A 20,602-nucleotide genomic window follows, 5' to 3' on the forward strand; every position below is an offset into this window, starting at 1 on the left:
GAGCGGGAATCGGCCGGCCTCTCGGGGATCTGGGAATCGGCCCCCGGAAGGAACAGGTCAGGGGAGCGGCGGACCCTCCTCCAGCAGCGGGGCCAGCAGGTCGCCGTGCCGGTCGATTCGTTCCAGCACCGCCTCGGCGTCGAACGCCAGATCCTCCGGCTTCGCGCAGGACTCCACCTCGTCCCAGGTCACCGGGGCGGACACGGCGGGCCCGCGGGAGGCGCGCAGCGAGTACGGCGCGACGGTGGTCTTGGCCGGGTTGTTCTGGCTCCAGTCCACGAAGATCCTGCCCCGGCGCAGCCGCCGTTCCATCCGGCTGATCACCCGGCGGGGGTCGGCGTCCTCCAGCCGCCGCGCCGCCCGTTTGGCGTACTCCTCGGTCCGGCTCGTCCTGCGCACCGGCACGTACAGGTGCAGGCCCTTCTTGCCGCTGGTCTTGGGATGGGCGGTCAGCCCGTCCTCGGCCAGCAGGTCGCGCAGCGCGCAGGCCACCCGGCAGGCGTCCACGATCGTCGCGGGCGCGCCCGGGTCCAGGTCGAAGACCATCAGGTCCGGCTCGTGCACCTTGCCGCGCGGCCCCACCCGCCACTGCGGGACGTGCAGTTCCAGCGCCGCCAGGTTGGCCAGCCACACCAGCGTCGCCAGGTCGTCGATCACCACGAAGTCAGCCGACTCGCGGCCCTTGGCGCTGCCCGGGGTCGGCAGGTTCACCGTGCGCACCCAGCCGGGGGTGTGCGAGGGCGCGTTCTTCTCGAAGAACGACTGGCCCTCCACGCCGTCCGGGTAGCGCTTGCGGGTCGCGGGCCGGTCCCGCACGTGCGGCAGCATCACCGGCGCCACCCGCGTGTAGTAGTCGACGACCTCGCCCTTGGCGAAACCGTGCCGGGGGTAGAGCACCTTGTCCAGGTTGGACAGCGCCAGTTCCCGCCCGTCCACCTCAACCCGGACCTTGCGGCTCATGAACGACCTCCGAGGGGTCCTTGTCGTCGCGCAGGCCGCGCCACGAGGGGGCGCGCAGCCGGCCCTCCCTGGTCCACGTGCTGTAGGCGACCTCCCCGACCAGGAGCGGCTCAACCCATTGGGCGTCGCGGGCGTGCTCGCGCGGGACCACCTCGTCGAACGGGCTGGTGGGGCGGCGCAGCGGCCACAGCAGCCGGTAGATCTCGTCCAGGGCGCGGTCGGTGAAGCCGGTGCCGACGTGCCCGGCGAAGCACAGCCGGCCCTTGCCGTCGTGCACGCCCAGCAGCAGCGAGCCGACGCCGCCCTCGCGGCGGCCGTGGCCCGGCCGCCAGCCGCAGACGATGACCTCCTGGGTCTGGAAGTTCTTGACCTTGCGCCAGAAGTCCACCCGCCGTCCGGGCCGGTACGGGGAGTCCAGCCGCTTGGCGACCAGTCCCTCCAGCCGCTGCTCCCAGGTGTACTCCAGCAGTTCCTTGACCTGGCCGCCGTCGGCGGCGTGCAGGTACGGCGGGGCCTCGATGGTGCCCACCGCGGCCAGTTCCAGCCCGTCCAGCAGGGCGCGCCGGTCCGCGTACGGCATGCCGAGCAGCGAACGGCCGTCCAGGTACAGCACGTCGAAGACCACGTACCGGACGGGCACCTGGCGGATCAGCCGGGCGTCGGGGTGGGCGACGTGCATCCGGCGCTGCAGCCGCTCGAAGCTGGGACGGCCGCCCTGGAACGCCACCACCTCGCCGTCCAGCACCACCTCGTGGCCGTGCACCAGGTCGGCGAGCCCGGACAGCTCGGGATAGCGGGCGACGACCTCGGTGCCGCGGCGGCTCACGGCGCGCACGCCGTCCCGGGTGACGGAGGAGACGACGCGCACGCCGTCCCACTTGAGCTCGAGAGCCCATTGGGCGGCGTCCTCCGGCAGGTCGCCGGTGACCGCCGTCATCGGCGCCACCGGCCACGGCATGGTCATAGCGGAGTTGTACCCCGCCGTTGCGGAGACGGAAAAGGATCTAATGGGACATGTAGCCCAAAATGCGCAATCTTGCGACGCTAGGGGGTGGCGGCAGCGGGTAAGGAGCGGTCATGCGCAGCATCTGGAAGGGCGCGATCTCCTTCGGCCTGGTCACCATCCCGGTGAAGCTGTACTCGGCCACCGAGGAACGCGATGTGGCGTTCCACCAGGTGCACCGCGAGGACGGCGGGCGCATCAGGTACAAGCGGGTGTGCACGGTCGACGGCGAGGAGGTGCCGTACTCCGACGTCGCCAAGGGGTACGAGCTGCCCACCGGCGAGATGGTGGTGCTCACCGACGAGGACTTCGCCGACCTGCCGCTGTCCACCAGCCGGCGGATCGACGTGCTGCAGTTCACCCCGGCCGAGCAGGTCGACCCGATCTACTTCGCCAAGTCCTACTACCTGGAGCCGGAGGACACCGGGGCCAAGCCGTACGTGCTGCTGCGCGACGCGCTGGAGCGGTCCGGGCAGGTGGCGGTGGTCAAGATCGCGCTGCGCCAGCGGGAGTCGCTGGCCACGCTGCGGGTGCGCGAGGGCGTGTTCGTGCTGGAGACCATGCTGTGGCCGGACGAGATCCGCACCCCGGACTTCCCGTTCCTGGACGAGGACGTCAAGGTGCGGCCCCAGGAGCTCACCATGGCCGAGTCGCTGATCGACACGATGTCCGGCGACTTCGACCCCGCCGACTACAAGGACGCCTACCGGGAGGCGCTGCAGGCGGTGATCGACGCCAAGGTGGAGGGCCGGGAGGTCGTCCGGCCGGAGGTCCCCGAGGAGGAGCCGGCCGCCGCCGACCTGCTCAGCGCGCTGCGCGCCAGCGTGGAGGCGGCCAAGCGGGGACGCGACGAGGGCGACGGCGGGAAGGGCGGGGAGAAGCCCTCCGCCGAAAAGCCGGCGAAGAAGAGCACCGGCAAGAAGACCCAGGCCAAGGGCCGCAGCCGCAAGTCGGCCTGAGCCTGTCCGGATGCGGGCCGGGGCGGCGGGACGACCTGGTCGAGGACCGCGATCGCTCGGGCGGCCTGGCCCGCCTGCCGGGGGCGGGCCAGGCCGTGGGGTGTTCAGCGCCCGGTGGCGGTGAACGGGATGGTGGTGCAGTTCAGCCGGCCGCCGGCGTCCCCGGTGACGGGGTTGGTGCGGTGCTCGTGGATGACCACCGAACGCGAGGTGGCCCGGCTGACGTACCAGGGGCGGGCGGCGACGGCGCGCCCGACGCGGTCCCGGCCGACGGTGAAGTCCAGCCAGATCTCGCGGGCCGCCAGCGGCGTCCCGGGAGGCGCCCCGGGGACCTGGTAGTGGCCGCCCGCGTCCTCGGGCCTGGGGCCGCACGGGTTGACGTGGACGTGGGCCCCGAACCGCCTGCCCACGGCGTGCGCGGGGAACCCGGTGGCGATCAGCGCCACCCACGTCCCTCCGGGCGCCTCCGCGAACCGGACGTGCGTCCTGACCGTGCGGTACGCGGCGTCGTAGGTGTAGGTCGGGCCGTAGGCGTCGACGATCCATAATGCGGGGACCGCGGTGGCGGGCGCGGCGGTGGCGAGCGCGGCGGCCCCGGCCAGCGCGGCGACGAGCGCGGTGCGCTTCAGGCGCGGCATGGCTTCCCTCCTCCAGGAAGTATCACTATGTGTGTCGATTACACTACACCATGTGATTGATCCGTTCCGCGTCGCCACCACGGTCCGGCCCGCCGCCGGGGGTCGTCCGTTATCGGCGGAACGGGTCGGCCTTAACCCGGTGGGGCGTTCCGGGAGATAATCGACGTTCGCCGTCGCCGGAGGAGGAGCACACGTTGTCCGGACCGCTGGAAGGCATCGTCGTCGTCGATCTGAGCCGGGTGCTGGCCGGCCCGCACGCGACGATGATGCTGGCCGATCTCGGCGCCCGAGTGATCAAGGTGGAGGCCGAGACCGGCGACGAGACCCGGCAGTGGGGCCCGCCGTTCGCCGGCGAGGACAAGGTGAGCACCTACTTCCTGTCCTGCAACCGCAACAAGGAGTCCATCACCCTCGACCTGAAGTCCGACCAGGGCCGCGACGTGCTGACCCGCCTGGTGCGGCACGCCGACGTGCTGGTGGAGAACTTCCGCACCGGCGTGCTGGACCGGCTCGGCTTCCCGGTCGAGCGGCTGCACGAGCTCAACCCCGGCCTGGTCGTGCTGTCCATCACCGGGTTCGGGCACGACGGTCCCGAGGGCGGCCGTCCCGGGTACGACGCCATCATGCAGGGGGAGGCCGGGATCATGAGCGTCACCGGCCCGCCCGGGCAGCCCTCCAAGGTGGGCCTGTCGATCTGCGACGTGCTGGCCGGGATGAACGGCGCGTACGGGGTCGTCGCCGCCCTCTACGAGCGCACCCGCACCGGCAGGGGCAGGGTCGTGCGGACCTCGCTGCTGGCCTCGGTCGTCGGAGCGCACTCCTACCAGGGCACCCGCTGGACGGTGGGCCGCGACGTGCCGGTCTCCATCGGCAACGACCACCCGTCCATCGCCCCGTACGGGACGTTCCGCTGCGCCGACGGGGAGATCCAGATCGGCGTCGCCAACCAGAACCTGTGGCGCAGGTTCGCCCCCATCGTCGGCATCGACCCCGACGACGAGCGCTACGCCACCATCCCCGACCGGTCCGCCCGCCGCGCCGAACTGTCCGCCGAGATCGAGAAGGCGCTGGTGACCGCGCCCCGGCAGGTCTGGCTGGACCGGCTGGCCGAGGCCGGCATCCCGGCCGGGTCGATCCGCTCCATCGACGAGGTGTACGAGTGGGAGCAGACCCGCTCGCAGGGCCTGGTGGTCGAGGTGGACCACCCCCAGCTCGGCCCGATCGAGCTGCCCGGCCCGCCGCTGCGGTTCGACGGGGAGCCGCCCCGCGAGCACACCGCGCCGCCGCTGCTCGGCCAGCACACCGAGGCGGTGCTGGCCTGGCTCGACGAGGCCGACCGGGCGGCCGGACGATGACCCGGCTCGGGGCTCGCGAGCTGGCCGAGGCCATCCTGGACCCCGGCAGCCGCAAGCCCTGGGACCGGCCGCCGCCCCCGGTGGCCGAGCCCGGCTCCGCGTACGCCGCCGAGCTGGCCGCGGCGCGGGAACGGTCGGGCTGCGACGAGGCCGTGATCACCGGCGAGGGGCTGCTGCGCGGCCGGCGGGTGGCGTTCGTGGTGTCGGAGTTCCGGTTCCTGGCCGGGTCGATCGGCGTCGCCACCGCCGACCGGATCGTGGCGGCGGTCGAGCGCGCCACCGCCGAGCGGATCCCGCTGCTGGCCGCCCCCTCCTCCGGCGGCACCCGGATGCAGGAGGGCACGGCGGCGTTCGTGCAGATGGCCCGGATCACCGCCGCCGTGATGCGGCATCGCGCCGCCGGGCTGCCCTACCTGGTCTACCTGCGCCATCCCACCACCGGCGGGGTGCTGGCCTCGTGGGGCTCGCTGGGGCACGTGACCGCCGCCGAGCCCGGCGCGCTGATCGGCTTTCTGGGGCCGCGGGTGTACGAGGCGCTGCACGGCGAGCCGTTCCCCGAGGGCGTCCAGGTCGCCGAGAACCTCGCCGCCAAGGGCCTGGTGGACGCGGTGGTGGACGTCGGCGAGCTGCCGGAGATCGCCTCCCGCGCGCTGTCGGTGCTGTGCGGTGAGGCGACCGGGGAGGCCGGGGAGCCGGCGGACGCCGCCGAGGAGGTCCCGGAGGACGTTCCGGCCTGGGAGTCCATCGAACGTTCCCGCGACCCCGACCGGCCGGGGGTGCGGGAGCTGCTCAGGCACGCGGCGGTCGACGTGAGCGTGCTGTCGGGGACCGGGGAGGGCGAGGCCGATCCCGGGCTGCTGCTCGCGCTGGCCCGGTTCGGCGGCGTGCCGTGCGTGGTGGTCGGCCAGGACCGGCGCAGCCAGCGCACCGGCCATCCGCTCGGCCCGGCCGGGCTGCGGGTCGCCCGGCGCGGCATGCGGCTGGCCCGCGAGCTGGCCCTGCCGCTGGTCACCGTGGTGGACACCCCCGGCGCGGTGCTGAGCGCCGACGCCGAGGAACGCGGCCTGGCCGGGGAGATCGCCCGCTGCCTGGCCGAGCTGACCACCCTGGCGGTCCCCACGCTGGGGGTGCTGCTGGGCGAGGGGACCGGCGGCGCGGCGCTGGCCCTGCTGCCCACCGACCGGGTGCTGTGCGCCCGGCACGGCTGGCTGTCCCCGCTGCCGCCGGAGGGCGCGTCGGCGATCGTGCACCGCACCGTCGACCGCGCCGCCGAGATGGCGCAGGCCCAGGGCGTCCGCGCGGCCGACCTGCGCGCCGCCGGGATCGTCGACCGGATCATCCCCGAACGCCCGGACGCCGCCGCCGAGCCGGTGGAGTTCTGCGCCCGCGCCGCCGCCCTGGTGGCCGCGGGGCTGCGGGCGCTGGCCGGGACCGATCCGGCCGCCCGGCTGGCGGCCCGGCACGCCCGGTTCGCCGGGCTGCGGTAGCGCCCGGATCACGCATCGCCACGGATTCCGGTCTCTGAGGTCCCAAAACCTGAAAATTCGTGTCCGAAAACCCGGCGAGGTGACGCGGCGGCACCTCCGCGACCGGTCCGCCGGGGGCTGCGCCCGCCCAGTTCGCGGCCGGAGACGGAACGATGGTGACCAACCGGTCATACCTGGCATTCGTCCCATAAGGGGCCTGCTTTCCGGATTTCGGCTGAGCGAATCCGGTTGATTCGAGTAACCCTTTTCCGGCCGCCTTTCCGGTCGCGGCGGCGGTGTGCCAGCATGATCCACCGCATCCGGCGCCGCCTCGCAGGCCACCGGCGATGTGCGCCCGCCGCAGAGCGCGTGCGCGCCCCGGGGCCCGGCGCGCGGCCCGGGCCGTGCACGCGACATGAAGGGCACCGTCTGATGGGTCGGCGCGGGCGTCCGCCCGAGAACACCACCACCGGGGCACATCGCAGGCGACCGAAACTCCGCCACCGCCTCACCGGCTGGCTGTCCGGCGACAGCACCCCGCCCGAACACCGGCGACCCGAATCGGCCGCCCAGGGCGCGCACCAGGCGGATCCGGAGGCGCCCCGGCCCTATCCGGCCGCCCCCCAGACCGCCTGGCCGCAGGGGTACCCCCCGCAGGGCCCGGCGACCCAGCCCTTCGCCCTCCCCGGACCCACCCCCCAGACGCATCCCACGCCCCCAGGCCAGCCCGCCTGGGGCACCCGGCCCGAGCCGGCCGCCCTGCCCGCAGCAGAGGGACACCCCGCGTCGACAGGGCAGCCCGCCTGGGGCACCCAGCCCGACGCGACCGGACACCCTGCGTGGGGCGCGCATCCCGGCCCGGCCGTTCCACCCGCGAGCGGCGGACAGCCCGGATCGGCGGAGCACTCCGCGTGGGGCGTGGCGCACCCTGGCGTGGCCGCACCACCCGCGTCGACGGCCCAGCCCGCAGGCGGGGGACAGCCCGGGGTGGCCGAGCAGTCCGTGTGGGGTGCGCAGCCTGGCGAGGCCGAGCGGCCTGTGCCGGCGGCTCAGTCCGGGTCTGCCGTTCAGCCCGCAGGCGGGGGACAGCCCGGGGCGGCCGAGCAGTCCGTGTGGGGTGCGCAGCCTGGCGTGGCCGGGCAGCCTGCGTCGGCAGGGGGCCACGGGTCGGTCGTTCCGTCCGTAAGCGAGGGGCAGCCTGCCTGGGGGACGCAGCCCGGTGTGGCCGGGCAGCCTGGGACGGTCGTTCCGGCCGGTGCGGAGGGGCAGCCCGTGTGGGGGGCTCAGGCTGGTGCGGGCGGGCAGGTCGCGCCCGCGGGGCAGGCCGGGGCGGTCGTGCAGCGGGGGACGGCGGGACGGTTCGAGGCGGTGGCGCGGTCCGAGGCCGCCGTCGAGCCGGTGGCCGGGCGGCGGCCGGGGCTGGCGGCGGTGCTGGCGGGGGAGGAGGACGCCGGGCCGGACGCCGCGGCGGTGTGGCCGGTGGTGGCCGAGCAGTTCGCGCTGCGGATGATGCTGCTGGCCGAGGAGCTGCGGCCGGCGCTGGACCGGCTGGAGAACGACGAGGACGACCCGGAGCGGCTGGAACGGCTCTACCGGGTGGACCACGCGGTCACCCGGATGCGGCGGGCCGCGCGCGAGCTGCGCGTGCTGGCCGGACGGGAAGGGGAGGAGCTGGACGGCCACACCTCGTCCCTGGTGGACGTGATCCGCGTGGCGACGTCCGCGATCGAGCGGTACACCCAGGTCGTCATCGGCACGGTGGCCGAGCTGGCGGTGGTCGCCTACGCCGCCGACGACGTGGCCGCGCTGCTGGCGGCGCTGCTGGACAACGCCACCCGCTACTCCCGGGGGGCGGTCACCGTCAGCGGGCACCTGCTGCAGGACGGCGCGGTGATGCTGCGGATCGAGGACACCGGCATCGGCATCGATGCCGGCCGGCTCGCCGAGATCAACCGGAGGCTGGCCGGCCCGGTGCCGCAGATCGACGACCAGGCCGGGATCCACACCGGGTTCCCGGTGGTGCACCGGCTGGCCCGCAGGCACGACATCGCCGTACGGCTGGCCTGCCGCGCCGCCACGGCCGGCGGCGGCTCCGGCGGGACGACCGCGATGGTGACCGTTCCGGCGGGCCTGCTGTGCGAGATCCCCGCGGAACCGGCCGCCCCGCCCGCCCCGGAGGGCGGATCGGCGGAGCCCGCGGAGCAGGGCCCGTCCGGGCACCTGACGATGGTGCGGCAGGTCGAGCCCGCCGCCCCGGTCACCCCGGGCGGCCTGCCGCGCCGGGAACGGGCCAGCCTGCGCGGCAACGGCGCCGCCGCCGGCTCCGGGCCCGCCGCCCCGGCCGCCGGGGACACCACCGCCGAGGAGGCGGCCGCGGCCCGCCGGTCGTTCGCCGCCGATCTGGACGCGTTCGCCGCCGGTCACGCCGAAGCCCGGCGGGAGACCGGCGGCCACCACGAGGCCCCATGAGGCCCCATGAGGAAGGACAGGACACCCAGATGACCGGCAACGGCCGCCAGGTCCGCGATCCCGCGGAATTCGGCTGGCTGCTCAACGACTTCGCCACCGGCACGCCGGGGGTGCGGCACGCGCTGATCGTGTCCTCCGACGGGCTGCCGCTGGTGGTCGCCGGAGGCATGGACGCCGACCTGGCCGACCCGCTGTCGGCCATGAGCAGCGGGCTGCTCAGCCTCGGCCACAACATCGCCGCCAAGGTCGGGCAGAGCGGCTGCGAGCAGATCATGCTCAAGTTCCCGGCCGGGCACTTCCTGTTCATGCGGATCGGCCCGCTGGCCGGTCTGGCGGTGCTGGTCGAGGAGGGCGCCAACCTCGGCGCGGTCGCCTACAAGATGACCCAGCTGGTGGACGGCGTGGGCCACCTGCTGACCCCGCAGGTCCGCGACGACCTGCGCCGGCTCAACCTCGGCCAGAGGGCGTCATGACCGGCCGGCCGTCCGGAGCGAGGACACGACCATGACCGGGAACCCCTGGCTGCGGCCCTACGTGCTGACCGGCGGGCGCACCCGCACCCGGCGGAACCTCTACATGCACACGCTGGTGTCGGCCCCGGACTACGACCCCGCGTACGCCTCCCGGCTGCTGCCGGAGGCCCGCCGGCTGTACGAGCGGGCCCACGCGTCCGCCGAGTCGGTGGCCGAGCTGTCGGCGCACTGCGGGGTCTCGCTCGGCGTCACCCGGGTGCTGCTGGGCGACCTGGCCTCGGCGGGGCGGGTGCTGATCCACCCGGAGACCTACGACTCCCCCTACGATCCACGCCTGCTGAAGGAAGTCATCCATGGCCTTCGCGAACTCGCCTGAGGCGCCGTCGCACGGGGCGCCGGTCCGGCAGGGCGCGGCGCGCACCTCGGCCAAGATCGTCGTCGCGGGCGGGTTCGGCGTGGGCAAGACCACCCTGGTCGGCGCGGTCTCGGAGATCCCGCCGGTGAACACCGAGGCGTGGATGACCCAGGCGAGCAAGTCGGTGGACCCGCTGGCCCCGGCCGACGTGAAGTCCACCACCACCGTCGCGATGGACTTCGGCCGGATCACGCTGTCCGGCGGCAACCTGGTGCTCTACCTGTTCGGCACGCCCGGTCAGCCGCGGTTCTGGCCGATGTGGGACGACCTGTGCCGGGGGGCCAGCGCGGCGCTGGTGCTGGTCGACACCCGCCGGCTGGAGGTGTCGTTCCCCGCGGTCAACTACTTCGAGAACGACTCCGACGTGCCGTTCGTGGTCGCCGTCAACCTGTTCGACGGCGTCCAGACGCACGCGCTGGAGGAGGTGCGCGACGCGCTCGGGCTGCCCGCCCGGGTGCCGCTGATCACCTGCGACGCCCGCAGCCGGGCCTCGGTGGTGACCGCCCTCACCGCGGCGCTGACGCACACCCTCCAGGTCACCTCGGGCCGCGCTCCCCGGGCGGCCCGCTGACACCCCTCGTGAAAGGCACCGATGCGTAAGATCCTGATCGTCGGCGCAGGGCAGTCGGGCCTGCAGCTGGCCCTCAGCCTGCAGGCCGAGGGCTACGACGTCACCGTCATGTCGGCGCGCACCCCCGAGGAGATCCGCGCCGGCCGTGTCATGTCCACCCAGGTGCTGTTCGCGCCGGCGCTGCGGCACGAACGCGAGCGGGGCCTGAACCTGTGGGAGGAGCAGGCCCCGCAGATCGTCGGGCAGCGCTCCACCATGATCGACCCGCCCGGCACGCAGGCGTGGACGTTCATCGGCCGGTGGCGGGAGTACGCCCAGTCGGTGGACCAGCGGGTCAAGATGGCCGGCTGGCTGGAGCTGTTCGAGTCGCGCGGCGGCAACGTCGTCTACCACACGGTGATGACCTCCGACCTGGAGGGGCTGTCGGCGCTCTACGACCTGACGATCATCGCGGCGGGCAAGGGCGAGCTGGTGGAGCTGTTCGACCGGGACGCCTCCCGTTCCCCGTTCGACCGGCCGCAGCGGATGCTGGCCTGCATCTACCTGCACGGCATGAAGCCCCGCCCGGACTACCCCGAGCCGCACGTGCGGGTGAACGTGGTGCCCGGGATCGGCGAGATGATCCTGATGCCGGCGCTGACCCACACCGGGCCGTGCGACATCATCCTGTGGGAGCAGATCCCCGGCGGCCCGTTCGACGTGTGGGCCGACCGGCCCGACCCGAAGGCGTTCCTGGACCGCACCCGCGAGCTGCTGCGGCGGTACATGCCGTGGGAGTACGAGCTGACCCTCGACGCCGAGCCCACCGACGCCCGCTGCACCCTGTTCGGCGGCTACGCCCCGGTCGTCCGGCACCCGGTGGGCGAGCTCGGCCCGGACGCCCTGGTGCTGGGGATGGCGGACGTGGTGGTCGCCAACGACCCGGTCACCGGGCAGGGCGCCAACAACGCCACCCACTGCGCCGCGATCTACCAGCGCCGCATCATGGAGCACGGCGACCGCCCGTTCGACCGGCAGTGGATGCAGGAGACGTTCGACGCCTACTGGGAGTACGCCAAGCACCCCACGGCCTACACCAACCTGATGCTCGGCCCGCCCCCCGAGCACGTGATGCGGATCTTCGGCGCCGCCGTCACCAACCAGGCCGTCGCGGACCGTTTCGCCCACGGCGCGGCCTACCCGGCGGACCTGTCCGAGTGGTTCCTGGACCCCGCGGGGGCGGACGCCTACCTGGCCTCGCTGTCGGGCCAGGGCACCGCCTCCTGACCCGTCCCGGGAACGATCCCCGGGATCTGCTCGAATCGGCACGGCGTCTGGAACAGGCCGGCAGGCCGCTGGAGACGACGGCCGCCTACCAGAGCGCTGGCGGTCCAGGGGGATCCCGACGGAGCGCTGAGGGCGCGGGGGCCGGTACGCCCGCGCCCTCTACAGGGACGCGGCCGGCCCCTGGTGAACGCTCACCTGGGGCCGACCGGCGTTCTGGACCTCGTCAGTGGACGTCGACCCAGTCGAGGGTGCGCTCGACGGCCTTCTTCCAGCCGGCGTAGCCGTGCTCGCGCTGCTCCTCGGTCCACTGGGGGAGCCAGCGGCGGTCCTCGTTCCAGTTCTTGCCGAGCTCCTCGGTGGACTTCCAGAAGCCCACGGCCAGGCCCGCGGCGTAGGCGGCGCCGAGGGCGGTGGTCTCGGCGATCACCGGGCGGGACACCGGGACGCCGAGCACGTCGGCCTGGATCTGCATGCACAGCTCGTTCGCCGTGACGCCGCCGTCCACCCGCAGCACGTCCAGCACCACGCCGGAGTCCTGCTGCATCGCCTCGACCACGTCGCGGGTCTGGTAGCAGATCGACTCGAGGGTGGCGCGGGCGATGTGGGCGTTGCTGTTGAAGCGGGACAGCCCGACGATGGCGCCGCGCGCGTCCGACCGCCAGTACGGGGCGAACAACCCCGAGAACGCCGGGACGAAGTACACGCCGCCGTTGTCCTCGACCTGCTGGGCCAGGTATTCGCTCTGCGCCGCGTTGGAGATGATGCCGAGCTGGTCGCGCAGCCACTGCACCGCCGACCCGGTGACCGCGATCGAGCCCTCCAGCGCGTACACCGGCTTGTTGTCGCCGAACTGGTAGCAGACCGTGGTGATCAGCCCGTTCGACGAGCGGACCGGCTCGGTGCCGGTGTTGAGCAGCAGGAAGTTGCCGGTGCCGTAGGTGTTCTTGGCCTGGCCGGGCGAGAAGCACACCTGCCCCACGGTCGCGGCCTGCTGGTCGCCCAGCGCCCCCGACAGCGGCACCTCCCCGCCCAGCGGGCCGCCGGCGCGGGTCACCCCGTACCCGGCGGGGTCGGCCGACGGCCTGATCCGCGGCAGCATCTGACGCGGGATCCCGAAGAACGACAGCAGTTCGTCGTCCCAGTCCAGGGTCTCCAGGTCCATCAGCATCGTGCGGCTGGCGTTGGTCACGTCGGTGACGTGCACCCCGCCGTCGACACCGCCGGTGAGGTTCCACAGCAGCCAGCTGTCGGTGGTGCCGAACAACGCGTCGCCCGCCTCGGCGGCCTCCCGTACCCCCTCGACGTTCTCCAGGATCCACTGGATCTTGCCGCCGGAGAAGTACGTCGCGGGCGGCAGCCCGGCCTTGCGGCGGATCACGTCGCCGCGGCCGTCGCGGTCCAGCGCGGAGGCGATCCTGTCGGTACGGGTGTCCTGCCAGACGATCGCGTTGTAGTACGGCCGCCCGGTGCGCCGGTTCCACACCACCGAGGTCTCCCGCTGGTTGGTGATGCCGAGCGCGGCCAGATCGGAGTGCGTCAGGTTCGCCTTGGTCAGCGCGGTCTGGATGACCGCGCGGGTGCGCTCCCAGATCTCGGTGGGGTTGTGCTCGACCCATCCGGCGCGCGGCAGGATCTGCTCGTGCTCCAGTTGGTGGCGGGCGATCTCGTTGCCGCCGTGGTCGAAGATCATGAAGCGGGTGCTGGTCGTGCCCTGGTCGACCGCTCCGACGAAGTCGGCCATCGCTCCTCCTCGTTGCCCGTGCGGCTCAGGCCGCCTCGTACTTGGACCGGCTGGGCAGGTCCACCGGCTGCTGTCCGCCGCCGGCCGGCAGGAACCGGCCGATCAGCGCCTTGTAGAGCCCGGCGCCGAGCACGCCGCCGATCAGCGGCCCCAGGATGGGTACCCAGAAGTACAGCTCACCGTACTGATCACGCCATGCTCCGCCATACCCCGTGAGGAACGAGGCCAGTCGCGGCCCGAAGTCGCGGGCCGGGTTGATGGCGTACCCGGCGTTGGTGCCCCAGGCCATCCCGATCGCCACCACGATCAACCCGATCACCACCGGGGCCAGGTTGGCGGCCGGCCCGTCGTTGCGGGCGTCGGTGACCGCCAGCACCAGGAACAGCAGGATCGCCGTCCCGATGATCTGGTCGCGGAACGCCCCCCAGGTGCCCACCGGCAGGGTGCCGTTGCCGGGCAGGGTGGAGAACACCCCCTGGGTCTTGATGGTGTGGTCGGGGTCGACCTTGGCCAGCACCTCGCTGTAGTTCCAGCGGACGATCAGCGCGGCGACGAACGCGCCGAGGGTCTGCGCCAGCGCGTACGGGGCGACCTTGCGCCACGGGAAGTCCTTGAACACCGCCAGCGCCACGGTGACCGCCGGGTTGATGTGCGCGCCGCTGATGCGGGCCGCCACGTACACGCCCAGCGTGACGCCCAGCCCCCACGCCCAGGCGATGCTGTCGTGGTCGCCGAGGCCGCCCGCCACCACCTGGGCGACGACGCCGCAGCCGAACAGGATGAGGATCATCGTCCCGGTGAACTCGGCCGCCAGCTCGGCGAGCCGCTGCGGGACCGGATCGCGTTCCGCCATGTGTCCTCCTCGGTCGGCGGAGCGCCGCGAGCGGGGTGGGCAGCGCCCCTTTTTGGACGCTAGGCCGGATCCGTAGGAGGGGCAACGGCAGATTCAAGTCGATACGGAAAGATTTCCTGACTTGTTCAGTCCGGGGCTCGGTCCGGGGGCCGGTCCGGGCCGAGCGCCTCCATGATCAGCGGCCAGGCGTGGTGCAGCTCGCGGTTCCAGTACGGCCAGCTGTGCGTGCCCCGGTCGTACAGGTGCACGGTGGCGGGGATGCCCAGCCCGCGCAGCCGCCGCAGGAACCGGGGGACGGTGCGGCGGACGATCGGCTCGGCCCCGGCGGCGTGGTCGATCGGGTCGTCCGGCGGGTCCAGCGGGCCGCGCCTGCCGGTGCCCGCCGACAGGTACAGCCCGGTGCCGCGCAGCCCCTCGGCCATGCAGGTCGGGTCGAACGACCGCCAGACGCGGTCGTGCACCACCGGCACGCCCCACATCCGCAGCGGGTTGACCTTGCCGACCCGCCAGGTGGCCAGCAGCAGCGCGGTCGAGACGACGGGGGAGCGGATGGTGCACGGGGAGCTGAACGCCGCCGCGTACCGGAACCTGCCGGGGTTGCGGGCCGCGTAGATCAGCGCCCCGTACCCGCCGCCGGACACCCCGGCCACCGCCTGCGCCTCCCCGGCCCGGTACGCCTGGCGCAGCAGCCCGCCCAGCTCGTGGAGATGGAACGTCTCCCAGGCGGGGCCGCCGGGCCGGCCGAAGTTCCACCAGTTGGTGTAGCCGCCGGCGACGCCGCCGTCCGGCATGGCGACGATCACCCCGTGGCGGGCGCTGAGCCGCTCCACGTCGGTCCCCCGGGTCCACGACCGGTGGTCGTCGGCCCCGCCATGGAACAGGTAAAGCAGCGGCCAGGTTCGATCGGCCTCCCGCGACCATCCCTCCGGAACGAGCAAACGGACCTTCACGGTCCGGCCCACCGCGTCCGAGGCCACGTCCAGTTCGTACAGTCTGGAGCCCAGCCGACGTTCGCCGAGCAGCGACCCGGGCGGTCTGCGAGTGATCGCCATGCCGGGCAGTCTGCCGCACCGGCCGCCGTGACACCTGTCGGCGGACGCACCGGTGCGGGCGGCGTCTTGTCAGTCGCATGACAACGGCGGGGGGTCTTGTCAGCCGGGTGACACCGGACCGCCCGCCGTTGTCGACCCGGGTTACTTGTCCCGTTTTGTGGCGGTGCGTCAGTCTGCCAGCCCACGGCGATCGATCACGACCCGTCCGCACGCCGGGGCCGAGTCTGGGGAGACACACCCGTGAACTGGATGATCTGGCTGGTGGCCGCCGTCCTCGTCGCCAACGGCCTGCGGCTGCGCCACCGGGTCACCGGGCTGCGCAGGCTCGCGTCCCCGCCGGCGGCCCCCGCCCCGGCCGGTTACGCCCCGCTCACCGCCGAGGACGCCGCGGTGCCCGACCGGGTGCTGCGGGCCGCCGCCGAGCACGCCCGCCGCGGCGGGATCGGCATGCTCGACCTGGTGCCGCACGACCTGCCCGCCGAGCAGGCGCTCGACCTGGTCCGCAACGTCGATCCGCGCGCCTACCGCAAGAACCGGTTCGGGATGGGGCGCGGCGCCGGGTACGCGGTGCTGGTGGACGGCGAGGGCCTGGCGCGTTCGGGCATCGACCCGCGCGGCGGGCTGGACGCGGGCGAGATGGGCGAGGCGACGGCGCGGGTCCGGTTCTACGTCGACACCGCGGACATGGCGGTCGCCCCGTTCCCGGCGACCGACCGGACCGACCAGCGGCGGGCCTGGCTGCGCTCGCAGGCGCTGGACCTGCCGCCCTCCCTGACCCTGCCACGCACCCTGTACGGCACGGGCGGCGCCTACCTGCTGGTGCTGTCCGGCCCGCTGATCGACCTGTGGGCGGGGCTCGGCCTGGTGCTGTTGTACTGCCTGATCCCGTACCTGGTCTTCGCCGGGACGGCGCTGCGGCCCGCCGACCTGCACCGGGCGGCCTGGCTGCGGCCGGTGCGCGTGCCGCTGACGATCTGGCGGACCCTGCGCGCCCCCCGCAGCCGCTGGGAGCGGCGGCTGATCGAACGGCGCGAGGAGGCCCGCGCCCGCTACGCCGCCGAGATCGAGGCCGGCGTGCAGCGCTACCTCGGCGAGCGCCGCGCCGACTGCCCCTGGTGCGGCTCCCGCGACCTGGTGCGCCACCTGGTCACCCGGGACATCGTGCAGGCCAAGCCCGGCCGGTTCCCGCTGGACCGCTGCCGCGGCTGCGGGCACGTCTTCCAGAACCCCCGGCTCACCCCCGAGGGGCTGGACTTCTACTACCGGGACGCCTACGACGGGCTCGGCGACCTGTCGGCCGAGCTGATCCTCAGCTCCACCACCGACGACTACTTCCGCCGCGCCCGGCTCGCCGAGCGGTTCGCCCGGCCCCGCCGCTGGCTGGACGTCGGCACCGGCAAGGGCCACTTCTGCCGGGTGGCCCGCACGGTCTTCCCCGACACCGGGTTCGACGGCCTGGACATGGGCGACGGGGTGGAGGAGGCGGCCCGGCGCGGCTGGATCGAGGACGCCTACCGCGCCCCGTTCCTGGACGTCGGCCCGGACCTGATCGGCCGGTACGACATGATCAGCATGCACCACTACCTGGAGCACACCCCCGACCCGCTGGCCGAGCTGGACCTGGCCGCCAAGATCCTGGAGCCCGGCGGGCACCTGCTGATCGAGATGCCCGACCCCGAGTGCCCGATGGCCCGGCTGCTGCGCGGGCTGTGGCTGCCCTACCTGCCGCCCCAGCACCTGCACATGATCCCGCTGGGCAACCTGAAGGAGGCCCTGGAGACCCGCGGCCTGAAGGTGCTGGCCGAGCAGCGCCGCGACTCCCGCCGCGGCGCCGACATCACCCCGGCCGCCGCGGCCCTGATCAACCTCATCGGCCTGGACGTCGAACGCCCCTGGCAGGGCGCCCGCCCGCCGGGCCCCGCCCGCTACGCCCGCGCGATCACCGCCCAGCTCCTGGCCGTCCCCGTGGTCGGCCTGGCCCTCGCCGCCGACCTGCTGACCATGCCGCTCCAGCGCGGCCCCAGCAACGCCTACCGCATCATCGCCCGCAAGACCGACGCCTAGAGCCCGCCGCCGGCCGGCGGGATCGGGCGTTCGCGGGAGCGCCGGAGCCGCCGCCTAGGTCCCGGTACGGAACCGCTGGATGGTGATGGGGGTTTTGGGGACGCCGTCGCCCTCGAACTGGCCCGGCTCGACGCCGCCCTGGGCGACGCGGTCGACGACCTCCATCCCGGACGTCACCCGGCCGACGATCGTGTAGTCGGGAGGGATCTGGGCGTCCCCGTACACGATGAAGAACTGGCTGCCGTTGGAGTCGGGCTCGGAGGATCGCGCCATCGCGACGACGCCCCGGGTGTAGCGGGCGTTCTCGGTGTTCTCGACGGCGTAGCGGTAGCCGGGGCCGCCCGTGCCGTCGCCGGTGGGGTCGCCGCACTGCAGGATGCGCAGCGACGAGACGGTCGTCAGGCGGTGGCAGCGGTTCCCGTCGTAGAAGCCGCGCCCGGCCAGGTGGATGATCGAGTTGACCGCGCAGGGGGCCTTGGCGCCGTCGAGTTCCAGGGCGATGGTGCCCCGGTCGGTGGTCAGGGTCGCCGGGACGGGGCCGTCGGCCGCGGGACGCGCCGGGGGCGTCCCGGCTTGCTCGCCGGTGCCGTTGGTGGCCGCCAGGTAGCGGCAGGTGCCGTTGGCGTTCGTGGCCTCCTCGCCCTGGCGTGTCGTCGTGGGGCTGGAGGCGGTCGTTCCGAAGGAGGGAGAGGGGCCTACGGCGGCACCGGGGTCGCCGGGGCCGTCACGGTTGAGCAGGACGGCGGTCGTTCCGCCGAGGACCAGCAGGACGGCGGCGGCCGCGGCCACCGCGAGCTGCCCGGCCCGGGATCTGGGCGGCGGGGACGGGGCCGACGAGTAGGGCGGCCCCGGCGGCGGGGCGATCGGCGAAACGGCGAACGGCGGCGGAGCCACGGCCTGCGGCGGGGATGATGACCGCCCCGATGGCGAGGTCGCGGGAGGCCGGTTCGCGGCCTGCGGCAGGGTGGCCGGTGGCCGGGGCGCGGGCGGCGGGGTCGCGGAGGCGGCGGCCCAGGTGCCCTCGGTGAGGGGGTCGCGGTGCTCGCCGCCGCCGAGCAGGGCGGTGAGGGCCTGCAGGGCGGTGGGCCGCCGGGCCGGGTCCTTGTCCAGGCAGGCGGCGACCAGGTCGCGCAGCGGGCCGCCGAGCGCGCCCAGCGCCGGCTCCCCGTGCAGGATCCGCTGCATCACCGCGGGGATCGAGTCGTTGCCGAACGGCGGGACCCCGTTGGCCGCGAACGCCATCGTGCAGCCCCAGGCGAACATGTCCAGCGGCGGCCCGGCCGATCCCGCCGCGAGCTGCTCGGGCGCCATGTAGGCGGGGGTGCCGACGGCCGCCGACATGGTGGCGGAGGTGGCGTCCAGCGGGCGGGCGATGCCGAAGTCGATGACCCGGGGGCCGTCCGGGCCGAGCAGCACGTTGGCGGGCTTGAGGTCGCGGTGCACCACGCCGGCCTGGTGGATGGCGGCCAGGGCGGTGGCGGTGCCGATGGCCAGCCGCAGCAGTTCGTCGCCGTGCAGCGGTCCCTGCTCGGCCACCTGCCGCTGGAGCGACGGCCCGTCGATGTACTCGCTGACGACGTACGGCTGGTCCCCGTCCACGTCGATCGTGATGATCCGGGCGGTGCAGAACGGGGCGACCCGCCGTACCGCGGCCAGCTCCCGGTCCAGGTAGCGGCGGGCGTCCGACCCCTCCTCCAGGTCGGCGCGCAGCACCTTGACCGCCACCTGCCGTCCCGAGTCCGACCGGCCGAGGTACACGGTGCCCTGCCCGCCTTCGCCGAGCCTGCCGACCAGCGCGTAACCGCCGATCTCACGAGGGTCGTTCGGGCGCAGCGGACGGGGCTGCGGCGGCATGGGCGCCTCCATCGGGTGGATCACCCGGGGTCGGGGGTGGCAGCAGCATAGTCGGCCCCCCCGGTGCCGCCGGATCGGGAACGTTCCGGAAAACGATCGGGCGATGCCTCACGGGAGTGCCGATCACCGGTCCGGCATGATCGATCGGAAGGTGATTTTGTGGTGCCCTTTGTCAGTGCACTGAAGGACCCTGCACCCGAATTCCCGGTCGCCTTACAATCCGCCGGAAGAGTTGACATGTGAAAAACCCGAGGGGTCCTCCCGGCGCGGAGGACCCCTCGGGGACGCCGCCGGCCGTCAGCTCTCGTGGACGTAGCCGGTCATGATGCCCATCACGCCGTGGTGGGCGTGGTCGGTGGCCTTGTAGCGGGCGGTGATCTGCAGGGTGTCGCCGCGGTTGATCCGGCCCAGCGACGGGGAGCCGGTGCACGGCGGCATGTCCGAGACCTCGGTGTTGCCGTGGTGGTCGATGAACTCGGGGTCGACGCCCTCCACGGCCGCGCTGCGGCACAGCTCCTGGCCGGTGGTGGTGTTCGCGGTGCGCACGTCGATGCCGCCGTGGTGCAGGTGGGCGCGCATGTGGACCAGGTTGCCGGAGATGGTGGAGGTCCAGGTGCGGGACCGTTCACTGGGCTGGCCCTCGGGGGTGTCCCAGGAGGAGTCGGCGCAGCCGCCGGCGTCCATCCAGATCGGGGTTACCGGCCTGGTCCGGGAGAGGAGCGACGCGCGCTCGTAGGTGAAGGTGTACTCGATGTAGACGGTCTTCTCCTCGTGACCGTGGTTCATCAGGTCGTACAGCATCGTCCAGCGGTCACCGGAGCCGACCTTCAGGCCGTAGCCGGCGGGGAAGGCGCTCTTGACCCGCTCGTTCCCGGACGACATGATCCGCCGCGGGCCGCCGCAGACGACGTCGCGCTGCGCGGAGTTGAAGAACACCACGTGGTGCAGCATCGGGCCGGTGTTGATGTTGGCCCGGGTGCCGTCGGCGTACACGAGGTTGGGCGCGAAACCGGTGATGTAGCAGTTGGTGCACGGCTTCTCGACGTTCAGCCGCACCTGGTTGGGCAGCTCGCCGTGCTCCGTGGAGGTCGCGGCGGGGATGGTGAACGGGCCGTACCGCACGGTCTTGGTCTGCGGGGCCGCCGCGGCCTGGGCGGAGGCCGCGGCGGTCGCCGGGGCGAGCAGCGCGCCGGCCAGCGCCCCGGCCGTGCCGGCGGCGAACGCGAGCGTTCGGACGGGCTTGGTGATGGACAAGGTCACTCCTCGGGGTGGGGGCGCGCCGCCGCTGCGATCAGCGGGGACGTCGGCGGGGAACGGCGGCGCTGACCGAATCGGTGCCTCCTGGTGCTCTCACTTTCCCGCAGATCATCTCCGCGGTCGGAAATGATCGGTCAGACGAGCCGACCGCAGTGCACCACAGAGTGACCGCATGACCGTTGTCTGTCAATTGTGAGAATGCTCAG

General features: G+C 73.6%; 17 protein-coding genes. 9 read left to right on the forward strand and 8 right to left on the reverse strand.

What is annotated here, in order from left to right; all coding sequences use genetic code 11:
- Positions 1–57 precede the first annotated feature (57 nt).
- Both ligD (HNR21_RS13805) and ligD (HNR21_RS13810) read right to left on the reverse strand, forming a co-directional pair.
- On the reverse strand, positions 58–960 hold the full coding sequence (gene ligD / locus HNR21_RS13805) for a non-homologous end-joining DNA ligase (protein WP_182705533.1): 903 nt from the start codon (positions 958–960) through the stop codon (positions 58–60).
- On the reverse strand, positions 938–1,924 hold the full coding sequence (ligD, locus tag HNR21_RS13810; protein WP_182705534.1) for a non-homologous end-joining DNA ligase: 987 nt from the start codon (positions 1,922–1,924) through the stop codon (positions 938–940). Before ligD (HNR21_RS13810) ends, ligD (HNR21_RS13805) begins: the two co-directional genes overlap by 23 nt.
- A 113-nt stretch (positions 1,925–2,037) precedes the next feature.
- Here ligD (HNR21_RS13810) and ku point away from each other — a divergent pair, with 113 nt between their 5' ends.
- Entirely contained in the window at positions 2,038–2,922 is an 885-nt protein-coding gene (gene ku / locus HNR21_RS13815) for a non-homologous end joining protein Ku (RefSeq protein WP_119727451.1), read from the forward strand.
- 104 nt (positions 2,923–3,026) lie between these two features.
- Here the strand turns inward: ku and HNR21_RS13820 are convergent, their stop codons facing one another.
- Positions 3,027–3,560, reverse strand: a complete 534-nt coding sequence (locus HNR21_RS13820; RefSeq protein WP_182705535.1) for a superoxide dismutase family protein — start codon at positions 3,558–3,560, stop codon at positions 3,027–3,029.
- Positions 3,561–3,754: 194 nt separating this feature from the next.
- Here HNR21_RS13820 and HNR21_RS13825 point away from each other — a divergent pair, with 194 nt between their 5' ends.
- The 7 genes from HNR21_RS13825 to HNR21_RS13855 all read left to right on the forward strand — a co-directional run bounded on the left by HNR21_RS13825 (position 3,755) and on the right by HNR21_RS13855 (position 11,575).
- A complete protein-coding gene (locus HNR21_RS13825; RefSeq protein WP_182705536.1) occupies positions 3,755–4,915 on the forward strand; it encodes a CaiB/BaiF CoA transferase family protein in 1,161 nt (386 codons plus the stop codon).
- Positions 4,912–6,402 carry a carboxyl transferase domain-containing protein gene (locus HNR21_RS13830; RefSeq protein ID WP_182705537.1) on the forward strand — a complete coding sequence of 497 codons (1,491 nt, stop codon included), beginning with the start codon at positions 4,912–4,914 and terminating at the stop codon, positions 6,400–6,402. The genes HNR21_RS13825 and HNR21_RS13830 overlap by 4 nt, the downstream gene beginning before the upstream one ends.
- Before the next feature lie 1,251 nt (positions 6,403–7,653).
- Positions 7,654–8,850 carry an ATP-binding protein gene (locus tag HNR21_RS13835; protein WP_182705538.1) on the forward strand — a complete coding sequence of 399 codons (1,197 nt, stop codon included), beginning with the start codon at positions 7,654–7,656 and terminating at the stop codon, positions 8,848–8,850.
- The gene (locus HNR21_RS13840; protein WP_246442152.1) at positions 8,847–9,323 is read left to right on the forward strand and encodes a roadblock/LC7 domain-containing protein; all 477 of its coding nucleotides are present in this window, start codon (positions 8,847–8,849) and stop codon (positions 9,321–9,323) included. Before HNR21_RS13835 ends, HNR21_RS13840 begins: the two co-directional genes overlap by 4 nt.
- 31 nt (positions 9,324–9,354) lie before the next feature.
- On the forward strand, positions 9,355–9,699 hold the full coding sequence (locus HNR21_RS13845) for a DUF742 domain-containing protein (protein ID WP_119727457.1): 345 nt from the start codon (positions 9,355–9,357) through the stop codon (positions 9,697–9,699).
- Positions 9,677–10,309, forward strand: a complete 633-nt coding sequence (locus HNR21_RS13850) for a GTP-binding protein (RefSeq protein ID WP_119727458.1) — start codon at positions 9,677–9,679, stop codon at positions 10,307–10,309. Before HNR21_RS13845 ends, HNR21_RS13850 begins: the two co-directional genes overlap by 23 nt.
- A 21-nt stretch (positions 10,310–10,330) precedes the next feature.
- A complete protein-coding gene (locus HNR21_RS13855; protein WP_182705539.1) occupies positions 10,331–11,575 on the forward strand; it encodes a styrene monooxygenase/indole monooxygenase family protein in 1,245 nt (414 codons plus the stop codon).
- A 223-nt stretch (positions 11,576–11,798) separates the two neighbouring features.
- Here HNR21_RS13855 and glpK read toward each other — a convergent pair whose 3' ends face one another.
- The 3 genes from glpK to HNR21_RS13870 all read right to left on the reverse strand — a co-directional run bounded on the left by glpK (position 11,799) and on the right by HNR21_RS13870 (position 15,221).
- Positions 11,799–13,316: a glycerol kinase GlpK gene (glpK, locus tag HNR21_RS13860; RefSeq protein WP_182705540.1), complete on the reverse strand. Its 1,518-nt coding sequence runs from the start codon at positions 13,314–13,316 to the stop codon at positions 11,799–11,801.
- 25 nt (positions 13,317–13,341) lie between these two features.
- Positions 13,342–14,169, reverse strand: coding sequence for an MIP/aquaporin family protein (locus tag HNR21_RS13865; RefSeq protein ID WP_182705541.1), 828 nt, complete (start codon positions 14,167–14,169; stop codon positions 13,342–13,344).
- Between the two features lie 125 nt (positions 14,170–14,294).
- Entirely contained in the window at positions 14,295–15,221 is a 927-nt protein-coding gene (locus HNR21_RS13870) for an alpha/beta hydrolase (protein WP_182705542.1), read from the reverse strand.
- 249 nt (positions 15,222–15,470) lie between these two features.
- On the opposite strand from HNR21_RS13870, the gene HNR21_RS13875 reads away from it, so the two are divergent.
- Positions 15,471–17,285: a class I SAM-dependent methyltransferase gene (locus HNR21_RS13875; RefSeq protein WP_220500741.1), complete on the forward strand. Its 1,815-nt coding sequence runs from the start codon at positions 15,471–15,473 to the stop codon at positions 17,283–17,285.
- A 54-nt stretch (positions 17,286–17,339) separates the two neighbouring features.
- Here HNR21_RS13875 and HNR21_RS13880 read toward each other — a convergent pair whose 3' ends face one another.
- Together HNR21_RS13880 and HNR21_RS13885 are read right to left on the reverse strand one after the other, a co-directional pair.
- Complete coding sequence (locus HNR21_RS13880; RefSeq protein ID WP_182705544.1) at positions 17,340–19,139, reverse strand: protein kinase domain-containing protein; 1,800 nt, start codon at positions 19,137–19,139, stop codon at positions 17,340–17,342.
- Positions 19,140–19,436: 297 nt separating this feature from the next.
- Positions 19,437–20,393: a hypothetical protein gene (locus HNR21_RS13885; protein WP_182705545.1), complete on the reverse strand. Its 957-nt coding sequence runs from the start codon at positions 20,391–20,393 to the stop codon at positions 19,437–19,439.
- Positions 20,394–20,602 lie beyond the last annotated feature (209 nt).

Source organism: Thermomonospora cellulosilytica, assembly GCF_014138835.1.
In the GTDB taxonomy this organism is placed as follows: domain Bacteria; phylum Actinomycetota; class Actinomycetes; order Streptosporangiales; family Streptosporangiaceae; genus Thermomonospora; species Thermomonospora amylolytica.